The organism is Duganella paludis (genome assembly GCF_054461335.1).
Genome location: NZ_CM136922.1, coordinates 1,759,556 through 1,780,226, shown reverse-complemented (window position 1 = coordinate 1,780,226; position 20,671 = coordinate 1,759,556). Strand labels below are relative to the sequence as shown.

General features: G+C 66.3%; 12 protein-coding genes. 6 read left to right on the top strand and 6 right to left on the bottom strand.

What is annotated here, in order from left to right; genetic code table 11:
• Nucleotides 1-203: 203 nt before the first annotated feature.
• The 4 genes from ACXZ1M_RS07980 to ACXZ1M_RS07965 form a co-directional block, all read right to left on the bottom strand.
• Nucleotides 204-2,270, bottom strand: coding sequence for a GGDEF domain-containing protein (locus ACXZ1M_RS07980; RefSeq protein ID WP_459052638.1), 2,067 nt, complete (start codon nucleotides 2,268-2,270; stop codon nucleotides 204-206).
• A gap of 170 nt (nucleotides 2,271-2,440) precedes the next feature.
• The gene (locus tag ACXZ1M_RS07975; RefSeq protein ID WP_459052637.1) at nucleotides 2,441-4,216 is read right to left on the bottom strand and encodes an ABC transporter ATP-binding protein; all 1,776 of its coding nucleotides are present in this window, start codon (nucleotides 4,214-4,216) and stop codon (nucleotides 2,441-2,443) included.
• Entirely contained in the window at nucleotides 4,206-5,960 is a 1,755-nt protein-coding gene (locus ACXZ1M_RS07970) for an ABC transporter transmembrane domain-containing protein (protein WP_459052636.1), read from the bottom strand. Before ACXZ1M_RS07970 ends, ACXZ1M_RS07975 begins: the two co-directional genes overlap by 11 nt.
• Before the next feature lie 148 nt (nucleotides 5,961-6,108).
• Nucleotides 6,109-6,756 carry a phasin family protein gene (locus ACXZ1M_RS07965; RefSeq protein ID WP_459052635.1) on the bottom strand — a complete coding sequence of 216 codons (648 nt, stop codon included), beginning with the start codon at nucleotides 6,754-6,756 and terminating at the stop codon, nucleotides 6,109-6,111.
• 184 nt (nucleotides 6,757-6,940) lie between these two features.
• Here ACXZ1M_RS07965 and ACXZ1M_RS07960 point away from each other — a divergent pair, with 184 nt between their 5' ends.
• From ACXZ1M_RS07960 to ACXZ1M_RS07935, 6 genes are all read left to right on the top strand, one after another.
• Nucleotides 6,941-8,215 (top strand): amidohydrolase family protein, encoded by a 1,275-nt coding sequence (locus tag ACXZ1M_RS07960; RefSeq protein WP_459052634.1) that lies wholly within the window; start codon nucleotides 6,941-6,943, stop codon nucleotides 8,213-8,215.
• Between the two features lie 115 nt (nucleotides 8,216-8,330).
• Nucleotides 8,331-11,138: a bifunctional diguanylate cyclase/phosphodiesterase gene (locus ACXZ1M_RS07955; protein WP_459052633.1), complete on the top strand. Its 2,808-nt coding sequence runs from the start codon at nucleotides 8,331-8,333 to the stop codon at nucleotides 11,136-11,138.
• A gap of 70 nt (nucleotides 11,139-11,208) precedes the next feature.
• Nucleotides 11,209-11,730 (top strand): GNAT family N-acetyltransferase, encoded by a 522-nt coding sequence (locus ACXZ1M_RS07950; protein ID WP_459052632.1) that lies wholly within the window; start codon nucleotides 11,209-11,211, stop codon nucleotides 11,728-11,730.
• The gene (locus ACXZ1M_RS07945) at nucleotides 11,727-12,245 is read left to right on the top strand and encodes a GNAT family N-acetyltransferase (protein WP_459052631.1); all 519 of its coding nucleotides are present in this window, start codon (nucleotides 11,727-11,729) and stop codon (nucleotides 12,243-12,245) included. The genes ACXZ1M_RS07950 and ACXZ1M_RS07945 overlap by 4 nt, the downstream gene beginning before the upstream one ends.
• An 87-nt stretch (nucleotides 12,246-12,332) precedes the next feature.
• On the top strand, nucleotides 12,333-13,958 hold the full coding sequence (locus ACXZ1M_RS07940) for a methyl-accepting chemotaxis protein (RefSeq protein WP_459052630.1): 1,626 nt from the start codon (nucleotides 12,333-12,335) through the stop codon (nucleotides 13,956-13,958).
• Between the two features lie 115 nt (nucleotides 13,959-14,073).
• Nucleotides 14,074-15,525 carry a putative bifunctional diguanylate cyclase/phosphodiesterase gene (locus tag ACXZ1M_RS07935; protein ID WP_459052629.1) on the top strand — a complete coding sequence of 484 codons (1,452 nt, stop codon included), beginning with the start codon at nucleotides 14,074-14,076 and terminating at the stop codon, nucleotides 15,523-15,525.
• Here ACXZ1M_RS07935 and ACXZ1M_RS07930 read toward each other — a convergent pair.
• Together ACXZ1M_RS07930 and ACXZ1M_RS07925 are read right to left on the bottom strand one after the other, a co-directional pair.
• The gene (locus ACXZ1M_RS07930) at nucleotides 15,515-18,784 is read right to left on the bottom strand and encodes an alpha/beta hydrolase-fold protein (protein WP_459052628.1); all 3,270 of its coding nucleotides are present in this window, start codon (nucleotides 18,782-18,784) and stop codon (nucleotides 15,515-15,517) included. The two genes, ACXZ1M_RS07935 and ACXZ1M_RS07930, sit on opposite strands and share 11 nt — an antisense overlap.
• Nucleotides 18,781-20,637, bottom strand: coding sequence for a glycoside hydrolase family 13 protein (locus ACXZ1M_RS07925; RefSeq protein ID WP_459052627.1), 1,857 nt, complete (start codon nucleotides 20,635-20,637; stop codon nucleotides 18,781-18,783). The genes ACXZ1M_RS07930 and ACXZ1M_RS07925 overlap by 4 nt, the downstream gene beginning before the upstream one ends.
• Between the last annotated feature and the right edge of the window lie 34 nt (nucleotides 20,638-20,671).

Sequence of the window (20,671 nt, the reverse complement as noted above, 5' to 3'; positions counted from 1 at the left end):
ACTCCTGTAACAAAAGTTGAGGAATAGTTGGTTTTCATCGCTGAGTCTCAAATGTAGCTTCGTCACGACAGCCGCGCAACAAAAATATAAAATTTATATTATTTTTGCGCATTGCAGCACAAGGCTCTTGTATAAATGACGATGGGGATAGTGCGGACGTCAATCCGGCGGCCGCCGGATGGGGAAGGAATTGTGACTAGCGGTTAGTGGCCGTTCTTCTGGCCGGCCTGCTTGATCGAGACCACGTTGGTGTGCTCGGTCGGCGTGGTCGGGTGGCTGCCCGGATCGCCGCCCAGCACCACGCTGAGGTCGACGAAGCCGGCGCGCCAGGCGCGTTCCAGATCCTGCTCGATCGCTTCCATCGAGGTCAGATGGAAGTTCTCGAAGCCGCGCACGCCGTAGGCGCGGTTGCGGCCATGCGCCTTGGCCAGGTACAGCGCCATGTCGACCAGGTTGACCGCGCGCTCCCACGCCAGCGGCACGCCGTCCGGCACCAGCGGGAACGGCGAGAAGCCGACCGACACATTCACTGAAATCTCGTGCTCCTGGTATTTCAGCGATTGCGAGGAGATGCCCAGCAGGATGCGCCGCGCCACTTCATCGACGCCGTGGCGCGGGATCGCCGGCAGGAAGGCGAGGAATTCCTCGCCGCCCCAGCGCACGATCATGTCGGTTTCGCGCAGCGCCACGCGCAGGTTCTCGGCGATCATCTTCAGCACGGCGTCGCCGGCGGCGTGGCCGTAGTTGTCGTTGATGTGCTTGAAGTGGTCGACGTCCAGCAGGAATAGCGCGCCGACGATGTCGTCGGAACGCTTGTCGAGCGTGTTCATGCTGCGCATGAAGTCCTGGAAGTGGCGGCGGTTGTACAGCGACGTCAGCGGATCGAGCGTGGACTGCGCCTTCAGCTCCAGGTTCTTGACCTCCAGCTGCGCGTTGGCATGCCGCACCTTGCGGTACAACAGGCCGACCACGGCGGCGGCCAGCGCGAACACCAGGGCCAGCAGCCACCACACGCGCTGCTGCAGGCGGCGGTTGTCGATCTCCGCGCCCTTGACCTGGTTCTCGCGGCTGAGCAGTTCGATCTGGCGCTGCTTTTTCTCGGTCTCGTATTTTTCCTGCAGCTCCAGCACGGCCTGCTGGCGGCGCTTTTCAAACAGCTCGTCGGAGATGGCGCGCTCGCGGTGGTAGGCCGACACCGCGCCGCCCATGTCGCCGGCGCGCTCCAGCGCCTCGCCGTATTCGCGCAGGGCGGCCTGCAGGTCGGGCTTGTTGTTCTCCTGTTCGTAGCGCTTGATGCCGCGCTCGTACTGCTTTTTGCCGTCGGCCAGGCGGCCCATGCCGATGTAGGCCTGGCCCAGGTTCAGGTAGCCGGTGGCTTCCACCGATTTGTCGCCGGTCAGCTGGGTCGAGCGCAGCGACTCCTGGGCGTACTGCGCCGAGCGCGCATAGTCGTGCGCCTTCAGGTAGCTGTCCGACAGGTTCACCAGCGTGATGCCGACCATGCGTTCGGCGCCAAGCTTGCGCTCGATGTCCAGGCTTTGCAGCAGGGCGCGCAGGGCCCGTTGCGGCTGGCCGGAGTCGATCGCCAGCGCATATTCGGTGTTCTTGGCCATGGACATGCGGCCCGGCGATTTGAGTTTTTCCGTTTCGGCCAGCAGTTCTTCCAGCGTTTCCGAGGCGTTCTCGAATTCCTTCATCTGCACATGCAGCTTGGCCAGCGCGTTGAGCGCCGCCACCAGGCTCAGGGCGTCGCCGCCCGGTTCGCGGGCGATGTCCACCGCGTGCTGCAGCTTGAGCAGCGCGGCGGGGAAGTTGCCCTGTTCGGCGTAGCTTTGGCCGGCGGTGATGGTGGCCTGCACTTTGAGCTGGGTGTCGCCGGTGGTGTTGGCCAGCTTTTCGGCCTCGAACGCCAGGCGGTGGGCCGCTTCCACCTCGGCCTGCGCGAACAGCACGTAGGTCTTGGCCAGCATGCCCTTGGCGATGATGGCGTCGTCGTGCAGCGATTTGCCGAACGAGATCACCTGTTCGGCCGCCTCCAGGGCGACGTCGTTCTGGCCCAGGCGCATGCGCGTGGCGCTCATCTGGTTGAGGAATTCGGCGCGGGTGTAGGAGGGCGCGGCGTGCAGTTCGGGCTGCAGCTTTTGCAGCGCCACCAGTGCCTTGTCGGGCACGAAGCGGCTTTGCTCGCGGATGTCGAGGATGCGCTCGTCCAGCGTGGTTTGCGCCAGCGCGCATGCGGGCAGCAGTGCCAACGCGGCAGCTACAGCCATGGCGCGCCGCCTGCTCTGCCACCACCGATCATTTCTGATTCCTGCCAACTGGACGCCCCCGCGTATGCACCGCAATGTCTAGACAATTATATGCTTGTTGCAGGCGAGAAAGCCTTAACCCAGGCTAATTTTTGCCCAAAAACGCACATTTTTCAAGACATCGCCGCCCGTCAGGCCGCCAACTGTTGCAAAAGATATAGGCGTTGGTACAAGCCGCCGTCGATCTGCATCAGCTGTTCATGCGCACCGGTTTCGGCGATGCGGCCGTGATTCAGCACGATGATGCGGTTGGCGTCGCGGATGGTGGACAGGCGGTGGGCGATGGCGATCACCGTCACCTTACCGCGCAATTCATCCATCGCCACCTGCACGATCTGCTCGGTGGCCGAGTCGATGTGCGAGGTCGCTTCGTCCAGCAGCAGGATGCGCGGCGCCCCGGCCAGCGCGCGGGCGATGGCGATCAGCTGCTTCTGGCCCACCGACAGGCGCGAGCCGCCTTCGCCCAGCGGCGTGTCGTAGCCCTGTTCCAGCGCGGTGATGAAATCGTGGGCGTGGGCGGCGCGGGCGGCCGTTTCGATCTGCTGCTGCGTCAGGCCGCGGCCCATGTCGATGTTCTCGCGCGCCGAGGCGGCCAGCAGGAAGGGGTCTTGCGGCACCAGGCCGACTTCGGCGCGGAAGCGCTCGTTGTCGATGGCGTCCAGCGCCATGCCGTGCACCGTGATGCTGCCGTGCGGCGCTGGATAAAAGCGCAGCAGCAGCGACAGCAGGGTGGACTTGCCGCTGCCGGTGTGGCCGACGATGCCGACGAAGTCGCCCGGCGCGATGTCGAGCGAGAGGTCGTGCAGCACCGGCTGCCCTGCGTTGTAGGCGAAGCTGAGGTGGCGGATGGAGACGGCCGGCGCCTGCGGATCGGCGGCGGCGTCGCGTCCGGCCAGCTGCGCGTGTTCCTTGGCCGCGCCTTCGTCGAGCAGCGCGGCCACGCGGGCGGTGGCCACCACCGACTGCTGCAACTGGCTGAACTGCATGGTGATCTGGATCAGCGGTTCGATCACGCGCGCCAGGTAGCTGATGAAGGCGTACAGCACGCCGACTTCGGTGGCCGTCATCTCGCGCTGGCCGAACATGTAGATCACGGCGGCCAGCAGGATGATGTTGAACAGGTCGAGCGCGGGGCGCAGCAGCCAGGCATTGGCGCGCAGCTCGGCCAGGCGTGCCGTGTAGTGGTCCTGGTTGGTGGCGGCGAAGCGGCGGCCGAAACGCGTCTCGGCGTTGCTGGCCTGGAGCACGCTCATGCCGCCGATCGATTCGGCCACCTGGCCGTTGATCTCGCTGCGCAGCGCGCGGGCGCGGGTCACGGCCGGCGCGCTCCAGCGCTGGTACAGCCAGACGATCAGCAGCACCGCCGGCAGCAGGGCCAGCACGATCAGCATCAGGCGCCAGTCCAGCCAGGCCATGGCGCACATGGTGCCCACCAGGACGATGGTTGAATCGAGCATCACGAACAGTACCTGGATGTACAGGCTCTTGACCGCCTCGGTGTCGTTGGTCACGCGCGAGACCAGCTGGCCGGTGATGGCGCGGTCGAAGAAGGACATCGGCAGCAGCAGCACGTGGGTGTAGACCATCTCGCGCAGGCGCATCACCGAGCGCATGGCCAGGCCGGACAGGCGCACCAGCTGCAGGTAGCGCAGACCGCTGGCGATCCATCCTGTCAGCACCAGGCCGGCCAGCAGGCCCGCCATGCGCGGCCAATCGAGGTGGTGCGGCAGCAGATGCTCGTCGATCAGGGCTTTGCCCATGATGGGGCCGAGCACCTCAAGCAGCGCGGCCGCCATCAGCCACAGCACGGCCCACAACAGGTGATGCTGGTCGGGCAGGGCGGCGCGGCGCAGCAGCGCGAAAGCCTGCCGCATCTGGCCGGCGGTGGAGGTGTGTTCAAGCTTCATCGAGACTGGCTTCCAATTGTTGATAGCGCCACTGGCTGGCGTACCAGCCGTCCAGCGCAAGCAGTTGTTCGTGGCTGCCGGTTTCGGTGATGCGGCCCTCGCGCAGCACGATGATCACATCGGCGCTGACCACGGAGCTGAGGCGGTGACTGGCGATGACGGCGCTGCGGCCCTTGCGCGCCTGGCGCAGTTCTTCGAGGTGCTGCAGGATGCGCGTTTCGGTGCCGGTGTCGACGGCCGACAGGGCATCGTCGAGCAGCAGCAGGTCGTTGTCGGCCAACAGCGCGCGGGCGATGGCGACGCGCTGGCGCTGGCCGCCGGAGAGCGTGATGCCTTTTTCGCCGACCTCGGTGTCGTAGCCCTTCGGGAACAGCAGGATGTCGTCGTGGATGGCGGCCAGGTTGGCCGCATGCTCCACTTGCGCGCGGGTGGCGTCCGGGCGGGCCAGGGCGATATTGTCGGCGATCGAGGCGGAGAACAGGAAGGACTCCTGCGGCACCCAGCTGATGGCGGCGCGCAGGGCGTGCAGCTTGTATTGATCGAGCGCGTGGCCGCTCCACTGCACGCTGCCGTGTTGCGGCGTCAGTTGGCGCAGCAGCACGCGCAGCAGGGTGGACTTGCCGCTGCCGGTGGGGCCGACCAGGCCCAGGGTCTGGCCGGGCTTCAGCTCCAGCGTGATATCGCTGACGGCCGGCGTGCTTTGCGCGGCGTGGGCGTAGCTGACGCCGCGCAGGGACAGCGGGCCGGCGGGGACGGTGTTCAGCGTGCCGTAATCGTCGACCGCCAGCGGCGCATCGAGCATGGGCTGCAGGCGCTGCCAGGCGGCGCGTCCGCGTTCGATCAGCGACAGCACCCAACCGGCGGCGAACATCGGCCAGATCAACTGGCCCAGGTACATGGTGAAGGCGGTCAGCGAACCGATGGTCAGCTGATCGTGCCAGACCAGATAGCCGCCCAGGCCGAGCGTCAGGCCGCTGGCGGCGGTCAGTGTCAGGCCGACCGCCGGTTCATAGGCGGCCTCCCAGACCTGCGCGCGCAGGCTGGCATCGGAGGCTTTGGCGGCCAGCTCGGAAAACTGCTTGGCGCTGCGCTGTTCGAGGCCGAGCGCACGCAGGGTGCGCACGCCGGACAAGGTCTCCTGCACATGATCATTGAGGGCGCTGAAGCGCTTGAGCGAATCGGTGGAGGCGGTGTGGATATGGCCGGAGATATACCAGAACGCCCACGCCATCAACGGGAAGGGCAGCAGCGCGATGCAGGCCAGGCGCCAGTCGACGCCGAGCAGCATCACGCCGAGCACCATCACCAGGGTCAGGGCGCCGTCGAAGCCGGCCAGCATGGCTTCGCCGGCGGCCATCTCGATGGCGTCGATATCGTTGGTGGCCAGCGCCATCAGGTCGCCGGTGCGCTGGCGCTGGTAGAAGGCCGGGCCTTGCAGCGTCAGGCGCTCGTACAAACGGGTGCGCAGGGAGACGCCGAGCTTATAAGCGGCGCCGTACAGGATCTGGCGCCAGGCGACGCGCAGGAAATAGATGCCGATACCGATCAGTAGCAGCGAACCGATTTGCATCAGCAGCGCGTTGCCGGCCAGGGTATGGTTGGCCAGGCCGTCGATCATGGCGCCGACCTTGCGCGGCACCCAGATGGTCAGCACGGCCACGCCGGCGAGCATGGCGCCGGACAGGATATAGGCGCGGCTGTGCTGGCGGACAAAGCCGCCGATCAGCCGAGAGAGCTTGGACATGTTGCCTCAGAAAAGCGTGTAGCCCGCTAGGATAACATGCACCCAATTCGGGGTCAGTTCCGACATTCGGACACGAACCCAGCCCTAGCGACTGCTAGGGCTGGGTTCGTGTCCGAATGTCGGAACTGACCCCGAATGCTGACCCTGTTTATTTCTTTGGCTGGGCTGGCTTGGCTTTGGCGCTTGGCTTGGCGGGCTTGCTTTCCGGCGCCAGGGCGATCGGTTTCGGTGGCGGCGTTGGGAAGCTGGTCGGTTTTACGTCTGCCTTGACTTCGATGAAGCTGTCTTCTTCGGCGATCGGCGCGGCGACCGGCTTGGCTTTCGGGATTTTTGGCGCGGCTTCCACCGCCAGCGGTTCGTTGGCAGCTACTGCCGCGCTGACGGCGGCGGCCAGGACCGGTGGCGTCGCTTGGACCGGCATCGGCGCGGTTGGAATCGTCGGCTTGGTGGCGGCCAGTTCGGTCACTTGCTTGAGCGTGCTCTGTGCGCTCTGCAGCAACACGCCCTGGGCGGCCGAGGCGATGCTGTACAGCTCGCGGCTGTAGGCCAGCAGGCCTTCGATGCCGGACGGCTGCACCGCGTTGAGGGTGAACAGTTCCTTCGGGTCGGTGACGGTCAGCAGCTTCTTGGCGGCGGCCGAGGATTTTTCCACCGTGGCCTTGGTGGTGCTGAGGTTGAGCGCGATGACTTTCTCGGCGCTGCCGACGGCCGTGCTGGCCAGGGTGCTGAATAGCTGGAACTGCGCTTCAAGTTGCGATTTCGTGGCTGCGGAAAACTGTTCGGTGATCGAAGACATGGTTTCTCCTGAAATTATGATGCAACGCAATAAGTCCATTCTAGCGACGATTGTTTGGCTTGGAAAGTTATTTTTTCCACCATGACCGCCGGCGCGCTACATTCGAAATTAATGCAACGCAACAAGTGCTGCATTTTGATGAATCTGCCCTACAATGGTTTACTTTAGATCAACGGAGGTGCGGATGGATGTCGTGATACGCAACGCCAACCTGGCCGATGGGCGGCAGGGCGTCGATGTGGCCATCGAGCACGGGCGCATCGCCGCCGTCGGCCCGCGCCTGCCGCTGCAGGCGGCGCAGGAGATCGACGCCGGCGGCGATCTGCTGAGCACGCCCTTCGTCGATGCGCATTTCCACATGGACGCCACGCTCAGCTACGGCCTGCCGCGCGTGAACGCTTCCGGCACCCTGCTGGAGGGGATCGCGCTGTGGGGCGAGCTCAAGCCCGATTTGACCCAGCAGGCCCTGATTGAGCGCGCGCTCCAGTATTGCGACTGGGCGGTGGCGCGCGGCCTGCTGGCGATCCGCTCCCATGTCGACGTCTGCGACGACCGCCTGCTGGCGGTGGAGGCGCTGCTCGAAGTCAAGCGCATGGTGGCGCCTTACCTCGATCTGCAACTGGTGGCCTTTCCGCAGGACGGCGTGCTGCGCGCGCCCAACGCGCTCATCAACCTCAAGCGCGCCATCGTCATGGGCGTCGACGTGGTGGGCGGCATTCCGCACTTCGAGCGCACCATGGCCGAGGGCGCCGAGTCGGTGCGCATCCTGTGCGAGTACGCGGCCGACCAGGGCCTGATGGTGGACATGCATTGCGACGAGTCCGACGATCCGCTGTCGCGCCATATCGAAACGCTGGCCTACCAGAGCAACCGCCTCGGGCTGCACGGCCGCGTCACCGGCTCGCACCTGACGTCCATGCATTCGATGGACAACTATTACGTCAGCAAGCTGTTGCCGCTGATCCGCGAGGCCGGCGTGGCGGCGATCGCCAATCCGCTCATCAATATCACGCTGCAGGGCCGTCACGACAGCTATCCCAAGCGGCGCGGCATGACGCGCGTGCCGGAGATGCTGGCCGCCGGCATCCCGGTCGCCTTCGGCCACGATTGCGTGATGGACCCGTGGTACAGCCTGGGCTCGGGCGACATGCTGGAGGTGGCGCAGATGGGCTTGCACGTGGCGCAGATGACCGGCCAGGAGGCGATGCGCGATTGCTTCCGCGCCGTCACCAGCACCCCGGCCGCCATCCTCGGGCTGGAAGGCTACGGCATCGCGCCCGGCTGCCATGCCGACCTGGTGCTGCTGGACGCGGCCGACCCGGTCGAGGCGATCCGCCTGCGCGCCGCGCGCCGCCTGGTGATGCGGCGCGGCAAGGTCATCGCCGAGTCGCCGCGCGCCGTGGCCAGGCTGGCGCTGCCGGGACGGCCGCCGCAGACCGATTTCCGCCTGCGGCGCTAAGGCCGCGCCGCGCCGATGGTTGGCATTGTTCATCTGCTTGAATGACGGGATAGGAAAATTCCTATCAGATTCTCCAGAGGCAAATGATGAGCAACCATCCAACCCGCGGAGACACATGAGAAATTACTTGCGCACCCCTTGGAGACGGCTCACGCCGGGCCCGCGCCGTTTGCGCACCTACCTGATCTGGCTGACCTTGGCTTCATTTTTGCCGGCACTGCTGCTGGCGGTGTTTGCGGTCTGGCAAACCACCACTTCCTACCGCGAGGCCAGCGCCCAGCGCCTCACCGAAAGCGCCCGCACCCTGGCGCGCTCCTTTGAAAACGATTTTCTCAGCCGGGAACAACTGCTGCAGATGCTGGCCGCCGCCGCGCCCGACGGCCACCAGGACAATGCCACGCTGACGCGCTGGCTGAACCAGGCCGCGCCGGACACGGGCGCGCTGATGCGCTTCAGTGCCGCCGACCTGGCCGGCGCGCCGCTGCTGCCGTCCGGTGCGCCTCCGCTGGCGTTCCTGCGCGCGGCGCTGGCGTCGCCGTCCGGCGCCGGCAAGGCCAGCGTTTCCAATCTGTATTTCGCCGATGGCGTGCCGCAGGTGGCGTTCGCGCTGCCCGATCCGGATCTCGAAGGCCGCGCCGGCCGCCTGCTGGTGTTTGCGACGCGCCCGGACCGCCTGCTGCGGCTGGCGGGCCAGGCCGGCGCCAGCAGCACCAGCCTGCTGGTGGCCATCGTCGACGGCACCGGCCACATCGTGGCGCGCTCGCGCGACAACCAGCGCTACGTCGGCCGCCGCGTGCCCGATTGGGACACCTTGCTGCAGCTGGGCGCCGGGCAGCGCCTGTTCAATGCCCAGACCACCGAGGGGCCGCAGGTGATCTTCGCCTATGACGAGCTGATCGGCACGCCCGGCTGGGTGCTGGTGGTGGGGGAGCCGCTGGACGCCTTCAACGCGCGCTGGAAGCAGCCGCTGTGGCAACTGCTGATCGGCGGCGTGCCGATGCTGATCCTGGCGCTGGTGCTGGCCGCCTGGCTGGCGCGCCGCATCCTGCAGCCGGTGCGCTCGCTCGAACGCGACGCCCGCGCGGTGGCCGACCACGACGCGACGCAGCACGGGGCGCGCGAAGCGGCCCCCGAGGGGGCCGCCAGCGGGCTGTCGGCCCTGCCGCCGCTGCCGGCGCTGAGCGGCGGCGCGGTCACCCACATCCGCGAGTTCGAATCGATGCGCACCAGCATCGAGGCGGCCCAGGCCGCGCTGCACCAGCGCGCCGTGCAGGAGCGCGACACCCGCGTCGCCATCGCCCGCAGCGAGCTGCGCTACCGCACCCTGGCCCATGCCGGGGCGCTGGTGCTGTGGCGCGCCGAGGCCGGCGTGCGCCTGACCGCCGTGCTGGGTTGGCAGTCGCTGACCGGCGAGGTCGACGAGCTGGCGCTGGGCCGGCGCTGGCTGGAGCGGGTCCACGCCGACGACCGCAGCGCCTTGCTCGAGCGGCTCAACAGCGACACCCGCAACCTCGACATCGAATTCCGCATCGCCGACGCCACCCAGCTATGGCGCTGGGTGCGCGCGCGCGGTTCGCTGGTGCCGCCGTCGGGCGGCCATGCCGCCGAGTGGGTGGGCGTGCTGGAGGACGTGCACGAACGGCGCCAGGCCCAGGACCGCATCGCCTACATGGCCCAGCACGACGCGCTGACCGGCCTGCTGAACCGCGCGGCGCTGCAGCAGCGGCTGGAGGCGGCGGTGCAGCGCGCCGGACGTGGCGAGCCGAGCGCCGTGCTGTACCTCGACCTCGACCGCTTCAAGGAAGTCAACGACACGCTCGGCCACCCGGTCGGCGACGCCCTGCTGCGCGCGGTCACCAGGCGGCTGCAGCAGCATGTGCGCGACATCGACGTGGTGGCGCGGCTGGGCGGCGACGAGTTCGTGGTGATCTACACCATGATCACCTCGGAGGATGCGGTGGCCGTGATGGCGGGCCGGTTGGTGGAGGCGCTCGGCGCCCCCTACGTGCTGGGCGAGCACCAGGCCAATATCGGCGCCAGCGTCGGCATCGCGCTGATCACCAGCGGCAGCGACGACCCCGACCGCACCCTCAAGTGTGCCGACCTGGCGCTGTACCGCGCCAAGCAGGAAGGCCGCGGGCGCTATTATTTCTTCGACGAGGACATGGATGCCCGCTTGCAGCTGCGCAAAAAAATGGAGCAGCAGCTGCGTCGCGCGCTGGAACGCGACGAGTTCGAGCTGAGCTACCTGCAGCAGCGTCATCCACGGCTGCGTACCTTGGCCGGCATCGAGGCGCTGTTGCATTGGAAACACAGCGAGCACGGCCTGCTGCCGGCCGCCGATTTCGCCGCACTGGCCGACGAGAGCAAGCTCACGGCCGAGTTGTGCCAGTGGACGCTGCGGCGCGCCTGCCGCGACCTGAGCGGCCTGCCGCACTGCCCCAAGGTCAGCATCAACGTCAGCGCCAGCGTGCTGCGCTACGGCGACTTCGTGGGCATCGTGGCGCAGGCGCTGGAGGCCAGCGGGCTGGCGCCCGAGCGGCTGGAGCTGGCCGTCAACGAAAGCGTGTTCCTCGGCGATACGCAAAAGATCATGGCCACCCTGACCCGGGTGCGCAAGCTGGGCGTGCGCATCACCATGGACAACTTCGGCGCCGGCTATGCCTCGCTGCTCGGCCATCTGCGCGGCGGCCCGTTCGGCCAGCTCAAGTTCGGGCTGAAGCTGGCGAGCGAGCCGGGCCTGGTGGAGGAGTGGGATGCGGCGCAGCGCGCCGTGGCCGGCCTGTGCGCCAGCCTGGGGATCAAGGTGGCGGCGCGCGACGTCAACGACGAGGAACACCTGGCGGCGCTGGGGCTGGACCGCTACGAGGAAATCCAGGGCCGCATCTGCGGCGAGCCGGTGCCGGTGGCGCGGGTGGCGTAGCAAGCGAGCGCTGGACTTGCCGACTGAAATCCCCGACAATCGGATTTCATCCATCGCGCTGGAGCTGCTTTTGAAAGAAATCGCCATCCGCCCCGCCACGGAAGCCGACTTCGGCGCCATGTGGCAGATATTCCAGGAGCTGGTCGCCAGCGGCGACACCTATTATTTTGCCGCCGACACCAGCCGCGACGATTGCCACGCCTATTGGTTCGGTCCCGGCGTGCAGAGTTTTGTCGCCATCCACAACGGCGAGCGCCTGGTCGGCATGTACCGCCTGATGGCCAACCAGCGCGACCGTGGCGCCCACGTCGCCAACGCCTCCTTCATGGTCAGCCCGGCCGCGCAGGGCGTCGGCGTCGGCAAGCTGCTGGCCGGCGACTGCCTCGAGCGCGCCCGCGCCCAGGGCTACCTGGCGATGCAGTTCAACTACGTGGTCAGTTCGAATATGCCGGCCGTGTTGCTGTGGAAAAAGATGGGCTTTTCCATCGTCGGCACCTTGCCGCGCGCCTACCGTCATCAATACCTCGGCTATGTGGACGTCTATGTGATGTACCAGTTGCTGGAAGATCCCACCCATTGGCCCGACGCATGAAAATACTGGAAACCGAACGCCTTTCCCTTCGCACCATCAACGCCGACGACGCCCTGTTTTACTACGAACTGGTGAACGACCCCACCTGGCTGGAACATATCGGCGACAAGGGCATCCGCACCGTGGCCGAGGCGCGCGCCGCCATTCTGGACGGCCCCTGCGTGATGCAGCAGCGCCTCGGCCATTCGCTGTACGTGATGGAGCGCAAGAGCGACGGCCTGCCCTTGGGACTGTGCGGCCTGATCAAGCGCGACAGCCTGCCCGAGGTCGATATCGGCTACGCCATCCGCCCGGCGCATTTCGGCCAGGGTTACACCTACGAGGCCGCCGCCGCCGTGGTGGCCTATGCGCGCGACGTGCTGCGCCTGCCGCGCCTGATGGGCATTACCAATCCCGCCAATACGGTGTCGATCAATCTGCTGGCCAAGCTGGGCTTGACGTTTGTCGAGCACAAGGTGCTGCCGCCGGATGGCCGTCCTACCAATATTTACTGCCGCGAGTTGTTGCAGGTGTGAGAATTCGATAGAATTTTTTCTTCCTTCTATTGGCATTTGTTGGACGCGCGAGCATCATGAACAATAGTTCTTGCCAAGGGGGAAATGATGAAACTCGCCAATCTCAAGATCGGTGTGCGTTTGGGTTTGCTGGGGGTCTTCTTCTTCGTCGCGCTGGCTGTGGTCGCGACTTCCGGCTGGCGCGCGCTCGATAGCAGCAATTTGCGCAGCGCCGAGGCCTTGGCGCGCTCGGTCGCCATGAGCCAGGCCATCGACACGGCGCGCAGCGCCCAGGTCCTGTTCAAGATCCAGGTGCAGGAGTGGAAAAACATCCTGATACGCGGTAACGATCCGGCCCAGCTGGACAAGCACCGCGCCGCCTTTGTCAAAGGCGGCGAAAGCACCGTCGCCGAACTGAAGAGCCTGGACGCGCTGCTCGCTAAACTCAAGCTGAGCACGCCACTGGTCGACGCCGCCATCAAGACCCAGAACGACCTGATCGCGCGCTACATGGACGCGCTGAAGAAATACGATTCCGCCAATCCCGAAAGCGCGCACGTGGTCGATGCGCTGGTCAAGGGCATGGACCGCGAGCCGACCAAGAAGATCGACGATATCGTGGCCTACATCGGCAGCGAGGCCAAGCGCCTGACGGTGACCATGGAAGAGGAAAATAGCGCCGCCCACCGCTCGGCCATGCTGGCCATGGGCGGCACCCTGCTGGTGACCCTGGTGGTTGGCGTGGTGACGGTGGTCTGGCTGATCAAGAGCATCACCGGGCCGCTGGACGCGGCGGTGAGCGTGGCGCAGACCGTCGCCGGCGGCGACCTGAGCAGCGAGGTGCGGGTCGAAAGCACCGATGAAATCGGCGACCTGCTGGGCGCGCTCAAGCTCATGCAGACCAACCTCAGCAACATCGTCGGCAAGGTGCGCACCGGCACCGAGACCATCCACGGCGCCACGGTGGACATCGCCGCCGGCAACCTCGACCTGTCGGGCCGCACCGAGGAGCAGGCCAGTTCGCTGGAGGAAACGGCGGCGGCCATGGTGGAGCTGACCACCACCGTCCAGCAGAACAACCAGAACGCGGCCGAAGCCTGCCGACTGGCCGACAACGCTTCGCACGTGGCGGCCAAGGGCGGCGACGCGGTGGCGCAGATGGTGCGCACCATGGGTGAGATCAACGACAGCTCGCGCAAGATCGTCGACATCATCGCCGTGATCGACGGCATTGCTTTCCAGACCAATATCCTGGCCTTGAACGCGGCCGTGGAAGCGGCGCGCGCCGGCGAGCAGGGACGCGGCTTCGCCGTGGTGGCTTCCGAGGTGCGCAACCTGGCGCAGCGCTCGGCGGCGGCGGCCAAGGAGATCAAGGAGTTGATCGGCACATCGGTGGGCCGGGTGGAGGAGGGCAGCCGCCTGGTCGGCCAGGCCGGCGACACCATGAACGAGGTGGTGGCCAGCGTGCAGCGCGTGACCTCCATCATCGGCGAGATTTCGGTGGCCAGCGGCGAGCAGCGCGACGGCATCGAGCAGATCAGCATCGCCATCAGCCAGATGGACAGCGTGACGCAGCAGAACGCCGCGCTGGTGGAGCAGGCCGCCGCCGCCGCCGACGCCCTGCAGCAGCAGGCAGCCAGCCTGTCGGAGGCGGTCAGCATCTTCAAGCTGCAGAACCAGCCGGCCGCCGTGGCGGCACCGTCGCGCTCGCGCTCCTTGCAGCTGGCAGGCTGAGCTTTTGCCACAGGCCGTTTGATGCGCCTCAAACGGGCGCATGAACGGCCTGTTTTCACGTCCCCGATCTAATATCATCCCCTCTTTCGCAGTCCACCCGACGAAGAGGGACAGCATGAACAGCTTATGGCCGATAGCGGCCGGCTTGGCGCCATGTTTGCTGGCGCTGGCGGCCGGTCAATGGCAGGCGCGCGGCCTGCGTGCGCGTTGCGCGCAATTGCAGGCGGCGCTGGCGGCGCAGCGCGATACCGAGATGCGGCTGGACTTCATCGCCCACCACGACAGCCTGACCGGCCTGCCCAACCGCCTGCAGTTCCAGATTCAGCTGGAGCACGGCGTGGCCTACGCGCGCCGCCACGAGAGCCTGCTGGCGGTGCTGTTCGTCGACATCGACCATTTCAAGACCATCAACGACACGCTCGGGCACGACGCCGGCGACCAGGTGCTGGTGCAGTTCGCCCAGCGCCTGCGCCAGTGCGTGCGCGAGGTCGACACCGTGGCGCGGCAGGGCGGCGACGAATTCATCATCCTGCTGACGGAGCTGCGCAACGGCGCCGATGCGCAGCAGGTGGCGGAAAAAATCATGAAGGCGATCGCCGAGCCGTTCCTGATCAACGCGCAGCCGATGATGGTGGCCGCCAGCATCGGCGTGGCCGTGTATCCCGATGACGACGAGGATATCGAGACGCTGATCGAGAAGGCCGACCTGGCCATGTACGCCGTCAAGCAGCGCGGCAAGGGCGCCAGCCTGCGCTTCTTGCCCAGCATGCAGGCCAAGGCGTATTCCGCGCTGATCCTGGAGACGGCGCTGCGCCACGCGCAGGCGCACGATGAGTTCATCCTCACCTACCAGCCCAAGCTCGATCTGCGGCGGCAGCAGATCACCGGCGTCAAGGCGCTGCTGCGCTGGAAGCATCCGGAACTGGGGCTGGTGATGCCGCTGGACTTCCTGCCGGTGCTGGAGCAGAGCGCGTTGATCCTGCCTGTGGGCGCGTGGGTGATGACGACCGCGATGGTGCAGGCCCGCCAATGGCTCGATCGTGGCCATGTGCTGACGGTGGCCGTGCATTTGTCGCCGCGCCAGTTCTTCCACAAGGAGATCGTGCAGGTGTTCACCGCCGCGCTGGAGAAGGCTGGCCTGCCTGGCCGCAGCATCGAGCTGGAAATCCCGGAGGCGGTGCTGATCGATAAGAGCCAGGGCGCGGAAGAGGTGCTGCAGCAGTTCAGGCAGCTGGGCGTGCGCATCGCGGTCAGCGATTTCGGCACCGGCTACGCCTCGCTGAATTACCTGCGGCGCTATTCGGTGGATGTGGTGAAGATCGACAAGTCCTTCGTCGACGATTTGTCGCGTGGCGGGGCGATGGTGCGCGCCATCATCGAGATGGCGCATACGCTCAATATGCGGGTGATCGCCGCCGGCGTGGAAACCGGCGAGCAGTTGGCGCAGCTGTCGGCGATGGGCTGCGACGAAGTGTTCGGCTTCTGCCTCAGCGCGCCGGTGTCGCCGCAGGAGGTGGAGGCGTTGCTGGCCGGGCGCCGGCAACGCCTGGCGGCGCCTATTTCCTGAAGAACCAGGTCAGCGGCCTGTCCACCCGCGCCGACCACGATTTTTCATTGTGGCTGCCGCCTTCCGCTTCGTAGTACAGCAGGTCCTGGCCGGGCTGGTAGCCTTGCGCCAGCATGGCTTCGCGCATCTTGCGCGTGTCGCTGATGCCATCGCCGTCGGTGCCGGCATCGATGTAGAACTTCACCGGCTGGCGCGCCGGCACGTTCTTGATGAAGGCCTGCTCGTTCCACCAGAAGGAGCTCGATACGCCGCCGGCCATGGAGAACACCTGCGGATATTTCTGCGCGATGTACACCGAAGCGATGCCGCCCAGCGAGGAGCCCATGATGGCGGTGTGCTCGCGTTCTTTCATGGTGCGCAGGTTGGCGTCGGCCCAGGGCTTGACGGTGTCGACGATGAAGGCCGCGTAGGCGTCGATCTTGCCGCCGCCGTGCTTGGGATCGCAGCACGGCGTGTATTCGCCGATGCGGTCGTCCGTGTTGTCGATGCCGACCACGATGGCCGGTTCGATGGCGCCGGTGGCGATCAGCTTGTCCATGGCCGTGCCGATTTCCCAGGCCGTGCCGAAGGCGGCGGTCTTGGGATCGAACAGGTTCTGGCCGTCGTGCATGTACAGTACCGGGAAGCGGCGCTGCGGCTCGGCGTCGTAACCGGGCGGCAGGTAGATGCGCAGCTTGCGGCTGTTGTTCAGCTGCGGCGATGCGAACTGCTCGACGATGCGCAGCGTGCCGGCGGCGACGGCGTTGGTTGGTGCGTCACTGGCGGGCACCGGCATCACGCGCACGCCGTGGATGTCGAACTTGTTGGACGGGCCTTTGACGCCGCCCGCATCGCTGTAAGTGGCGTTGTTCTTCATGTAGCTCATGTTGTAGAAGTCGCTCAGCTGCAGCTTGTAGCTGCCCGGCTTGAGTTTCGCGCGCAAGGGCGTGGAGTACTTGGCGCCTTCCTCGGCCGGCGAGTGCGGCATCTGCAGCACGCCGTTGGCGACGATGTTGCCGGCGCCGTCCTTCAGCACCGCCCATTTGACGCCGCCGCTGACGCCGAGGTTGATCTGGTGCGCGGTGTTGCGGTATTTGATCTGCAGCGCGTAGCTGCCTTCGCGCTCCACCTTGAATTCCTGCGCGAAGATGTCGGACGGCGATGCGCCGAAGTCGACGCGGGCCACCGAGATTTCCTCGCCCGCGTTCAGGCACGCCGGCATGCTGTGGTGACTGCGGTTGCCGGAGCTGGCATATACCGCTTCCACCGCGTAGCACAGGTTGGCGGTAGCGCCCGAAGCTGCGCCGGCGCTGCGGTCGGCCCACTGCGTTGCAGTGATGCGCGGTCCCACCAGCTGGCCGTTGCGGTAGATGTTGTACACCACGCCCTTGGCGGTGGCCTGTGCATCCGCTGGCGCGATCTGCAGCGTTGGCAAGCCATAGACGCCGCGTTCGAGCTTGACGATACGCGGCTCGGCCGGCGCATACACGGCGGCGTCCTGCACCAGCGGCTTGGCGCTGACGTTGCGCTTGGCCTGCTGGCCAAGCAGCAGCTTGCCGAGGCGAATATCGATCTTGTTATCGTCGCCCAGCGCATCCCACGCCAGCGTGGCGCTGGCTGGCTTGCCGTTCAGCGTGACGCCATCGACCGCGTAGGAGCCATCGCCCTTGGGGGTAGCGGCGGCGGGTAGCAGCACGCGCACCTGCAGGCGCTTGCCGCGTACCGTCAGGTTGTTGAGCGTGATCGCATCGCTGCCGGCGAAGGTATCGCGTCGCAGTTTGGCGGTGATGAAAGGCTTGAGTGCGATGCCGTCGTTGGTGGTCTGCACGCCGAATACGCTGCCGACCACCATGCCGAGATAACCGCCCACGGACCACAGCTGGCGGCGCGAATTGACCACCGGTCCACTGAGCTTGCCGTCTTCAAAGGTCGGCTGGCCGGACAGCCATTCGAGGTTCTCCATGTTGGACAGGTTGGTGGCGGCGCCGCGCATCAGCGTGGAATAGGCGGCATCGGCCACGGCGACGTTGCCGCCGATGGCTGCTGCCTTCAGGCCGTAGGCCGTCACGAACGGCCAGATGGCGCGGTTGTGATACACGGCGGTGTTGGACTGCTGCGGATAGATCACCGGCGCACCCAGCGGCCCATGCGGATAGTGCTCGAGGATGCTCTGCGCCTGGCGCTGGTCGGCGATGCCGGTGACGATGGCCAGCGATTGGCCCAGCCAGTCGTACTTGTACATGGCCGCGCCGTCGAAGTGGCCGGCGGTGACGCTGCTGTACATACCGCTGTCGGCTTGCCAGAAGCGCTGGTTGATGGCGGTCCTCAGGTCGGCGGCCCAGCCGGCGTAACGCGCCGCCAGCCTGGCGTCGCCCTGTTCGCCGGCCAATTGCGCGGCCAGCGTCAGCGCCTTGTAGTGGGCGGCGTTGGTGGACAGCGCCTTGGAGGTTGCCATGTGCGACAGCTCGTTCGGCATCCACGCGGCGTAGCTTTGTTCGCGCCAATCGAGGAAGGATTCTTCGCCGTTGTACAAGCCGTCGGCGGCGTCCCAGATGGCGAGGCGGTCGTTCTCCAGCGTGTTGCTCAATGCGTGCAGGGCTTTCTTGGCGAAGGCGGCGCGCTGCTCGGGTGGCAGGGCTTTCAGCGCCTCGTCGGCGCCGAAGGCCCAGCTCACGCGGTCGGTGCTGACCGGCCAGCTGCCGCCGCTGCCGGTGTCCTGCACGATCTGGTAACCGTCGCCGACGGCGTGCAGACCGGCGCTCACGCCTTCGCGGTAGCCGGCCAGCTTGAATTCCAGCGAATTGCGCGTGCGCTGCGGGTCCAGCATGCCGAGGCCGAGCGAGGCGGCGTAGGACAAGTCGCGGGTCCAGACGTAGTGCCACAACTCGCCGGTTTCGAAGCACTCGCACGGGATGGCGTTGCCGCCGTTGTAGCTGCCGTCGCGGATTTCGTCGACCGAGTCCAGTTTCATCTCATTGCCGGCCAGGGCGAACAGGGCGTCGAAGGCCAGGTTGCCGCTGCGGACGGTCGGCAGCGATGCGGATTCCGCGTAGCCGACTTCCTGCTTGCCGCCTTCGCGCACGCGCATGGTGGTCGATTGCGTGTAGCTGCGCAGCGCGGCGCCGGCGTCCGGCGTGGCGTAGCGTACCAGTTCCTGCTTGCCGTCCCAGGTTGAATACGCGGCCGTGGCGGAATTGGCCGGGGCGGCGGCTGCGTTGGCGGTTACCGCTAGCATTGCCATCAGCGTTGCGCCATGCAGCGCGGGAAGGTGCTTCTTCATTCGATCTCCAATATCAGCGCGGAACTCGCTGGCAGTTTAACTTGTCCATCCAGCGACACGCGCTGGCCGCTGATCACGTCCACGCCGGCGCGCGCGCCGTTCAGCATCTCATGGAAGCGCGCGGTCGGCAGCGTGGTGTCGGTCGTATTCTTGTTCAGGGCCACCATCACCTTCTTGCCGCCGCCGTAGCGGAAGTAAACGTAGATGCCTTTTTCCGGCCCGTAGTGCATCAGCTTACCGCTGTGGATGACGGTGGCGCTCTTGCGCCAGTTGAGCAGCTTGCGGATGTAGGCCTGCGCGTCGGCCTGCTGCGGCGTCAGTCCGGCGCCGGTGAAGGCGTTGATCTTGTCGCCGCTCCAGCCGCCGGGGAAGTCCTGACGGTAGGAGGCGTCGTCGCGTTCCTTGGTGGCGCTGGTCATCTGGATCTCGGTGCCCGAGTAGAACTGTGGAATGCGCGGCATGGTCGATACGAAGGCGATCGCGATGCGGAACAAGCCCTGGTCCGCATCGAGCGCGCTGTAGATGCGCGACAGGTCGTGGTTGCCCTCGAACAGAACCAGGTTCTTCGCGTCCGCGTAGAGGTAGTCCTGCGACACCATTTCATACAGCGTGTTCAAACCCTGCTCGGGCGTCTCAGGCGCCAGCAGCGCGCGGCGCAGGGCGTCGTTGAGCGGGAAGTCCATCATGCTCGGCATGTGCGAGACGTAGCCGTCGAAGTTCTGCTTGCCGCGCTGCCAGTGCGCCACCACCGGCACCAGCGGGCTCCATTCCTCGCCCACCAGGTTCAGTTGCGGATACTCGGCCATCACCGCGCCCGACCAGCGGCTCAGGAAGGCGGTATCCGAGTAGCCGTAGGTGTCGACGCGCAGGCCCGAGAGGCCGGCGTACTCGATCCACCAGATGCTGTTCTGGATCATGTAGTTGGCGACGTAGGGATTGGCCTGGTTCAGGTCCGGCATGGCCGGCGAGAACCAGCCCTGCGTGAAGTTGCGCTTGTCCTCTTCCGATGCATACGGGTCCTGCACCGCCACGCGGTGGTGCGCGGTCGGCACGTGCTTGCCCTGGTAGGTCAGCCAGTCGGTCATCGGCATGTCCTGCAGCCACCAATGCTTGCCGCCGATGTGGTTGAGCACCACGTCCTGGATCACGCCGATGCCCTTGGCGCGCGCCTGCGCCGACAGCTTGCGGTAACCCTCGTTGCTGCCGTAGCGCGGATCGATGCGGTAATGGTCGGTGGTGGCGTAGCCGTGGTAGGAGTAGGCCGGCATATTCGATTCCAGCAGCGGCGTGGACCACAGCTGGGTGAAGCCCAAGCCCGCCACGTAGTCGAGATGGTCGGCTATGCCCTGGATATCGCCGCCATGCCGGCCGCCGCCTTTGGCGCGGTCAAGCTTGTCGGTGTAGCCGTTGACGCTGTCGTTGGATGGATCGCCGTTGGCGAAGCGGTCCGGCATGACTTGATAAATGACGTCGCTGGTGTTGAAGCCGGCGCGCTGCGCCGAGCCTGGCGCGCGCGCCTGCAGGTCGTAGCTGTAGCGGATGCTTTGCGCCCCGCGCTGGAACTGCAGCGCCAGCTTGCCCGGGGCGGCGTCCGGCGCGATGTCGAGGTCGATGAACAGGTAATTGCGGTTCGGCACGCGCGAGACGGCGGCGATGCGCACGCCGGGATAGCTGAGCGCTGGCTCCAGGTCGGCGATCTGCGGCCCGTGCACCATCAGTTGCAGCTTGCCGTTGTGCATGCCGGTCCACCAGGAGGGCGGCTCCATGTGGTCGATGCGGTAATTTTGCGACGCGGCGCCGGCGATGGCCGGCAACAGGGCGGCGCATAGCGCAGCCAGCAGGGTTTTGGTCATTTTGTCTCCAAAAGGTAGTCGTACTACAGACTCG

What these genes read in the sequence shown, in the direction of transcription:
- ACXZ1M_RS07925 (WP_459052627.1), bottom strand. Translation starts at nt 20,637, where the DNA reads ATGACCAAAACCCTGCTGGCTGCGCTATGCGCCGCCCTGTTGCCGGCC.
- ACXZ1M_RS07935 (WP_459052629.1), top strand. Translation starts at nt 14,074, where the DNA reads ATGAACAGCTTATGGCCGATAGCGGCCGGCTTGGCGCCATGTTTGCTG.
- ACXZ1M_RS07930 (WP_459052628.1), bottom strand. Translation starts at nt 18,784, where the DNA reads ATGAAGAAGCACCTTCCCGCGCTGCATGGCGCAACGCTGATGGCAATG.
- ACXZ1M_RS07965 (WP_459052635.1), bottom strand. Translation starts at nt 6,756, where the DNA reads ATGTCTTCGATCACCGAACAGTTTTCCGCAGCCACGAAATCGCAACTT.
- ACXZ1M_RS07940 (WP_459052630.1), top strand. Translation starts at nt 12,333, where the DNA reads ATGAAACTCGCCAATCTCAAGATCGGTGTGCGTTTGGGTTTGCTGGGG.
- ACXZ1M_RS07945 (WP_459052631.1), top strand. Translation starts at nt 11,727, where the DNA reads ATGAAAATACTGGAAACCGAACGCCTTTCCCTTCGCACCATCAACGCC.
- ACXZ1M_RS07970 (WP_459052636.1), bottom strand. Translation starts at nt 5,960, where the DNA reads ATGTCCAAGCTCTCTCGGCTGATCGGCGGCTTTGTCCGCCAGCACAGC.
- ACXZ1M_RS07980 (WP_459052638.1), bottom strand. Translation starts at nt 2,270, where the DNA reads ATGGCTGTAGCTGCCGCGTTGGCACTGCTGCCCGCATGCGCGCTGGCG.
- ACXZ1M_RS07955 (WP_459052633.1), top strand. Translation starts at nt 8,331, where the DNA reads ATGAGAAATTACTTGCGCACCCCTTGGAGACGGCTCACGCCGGGCCCG.
- ACXZ1M_RS07975 (WP_459052637.1), bottom strand. Translation starts at nt 4,216, where the DNA reads ATGAAGCTTGAACACACCTCCACCGCCGGCCAGATGCGGCAGGCTTTC.
- ACXZ1M_RS07960 (WP_459052634.1), top strand. Translation starts at nt 6,941, where the DNA reads ATGGATGTCGTGATACGCAACGCCAACCTGGCCGATGGGCGGCAGGGC.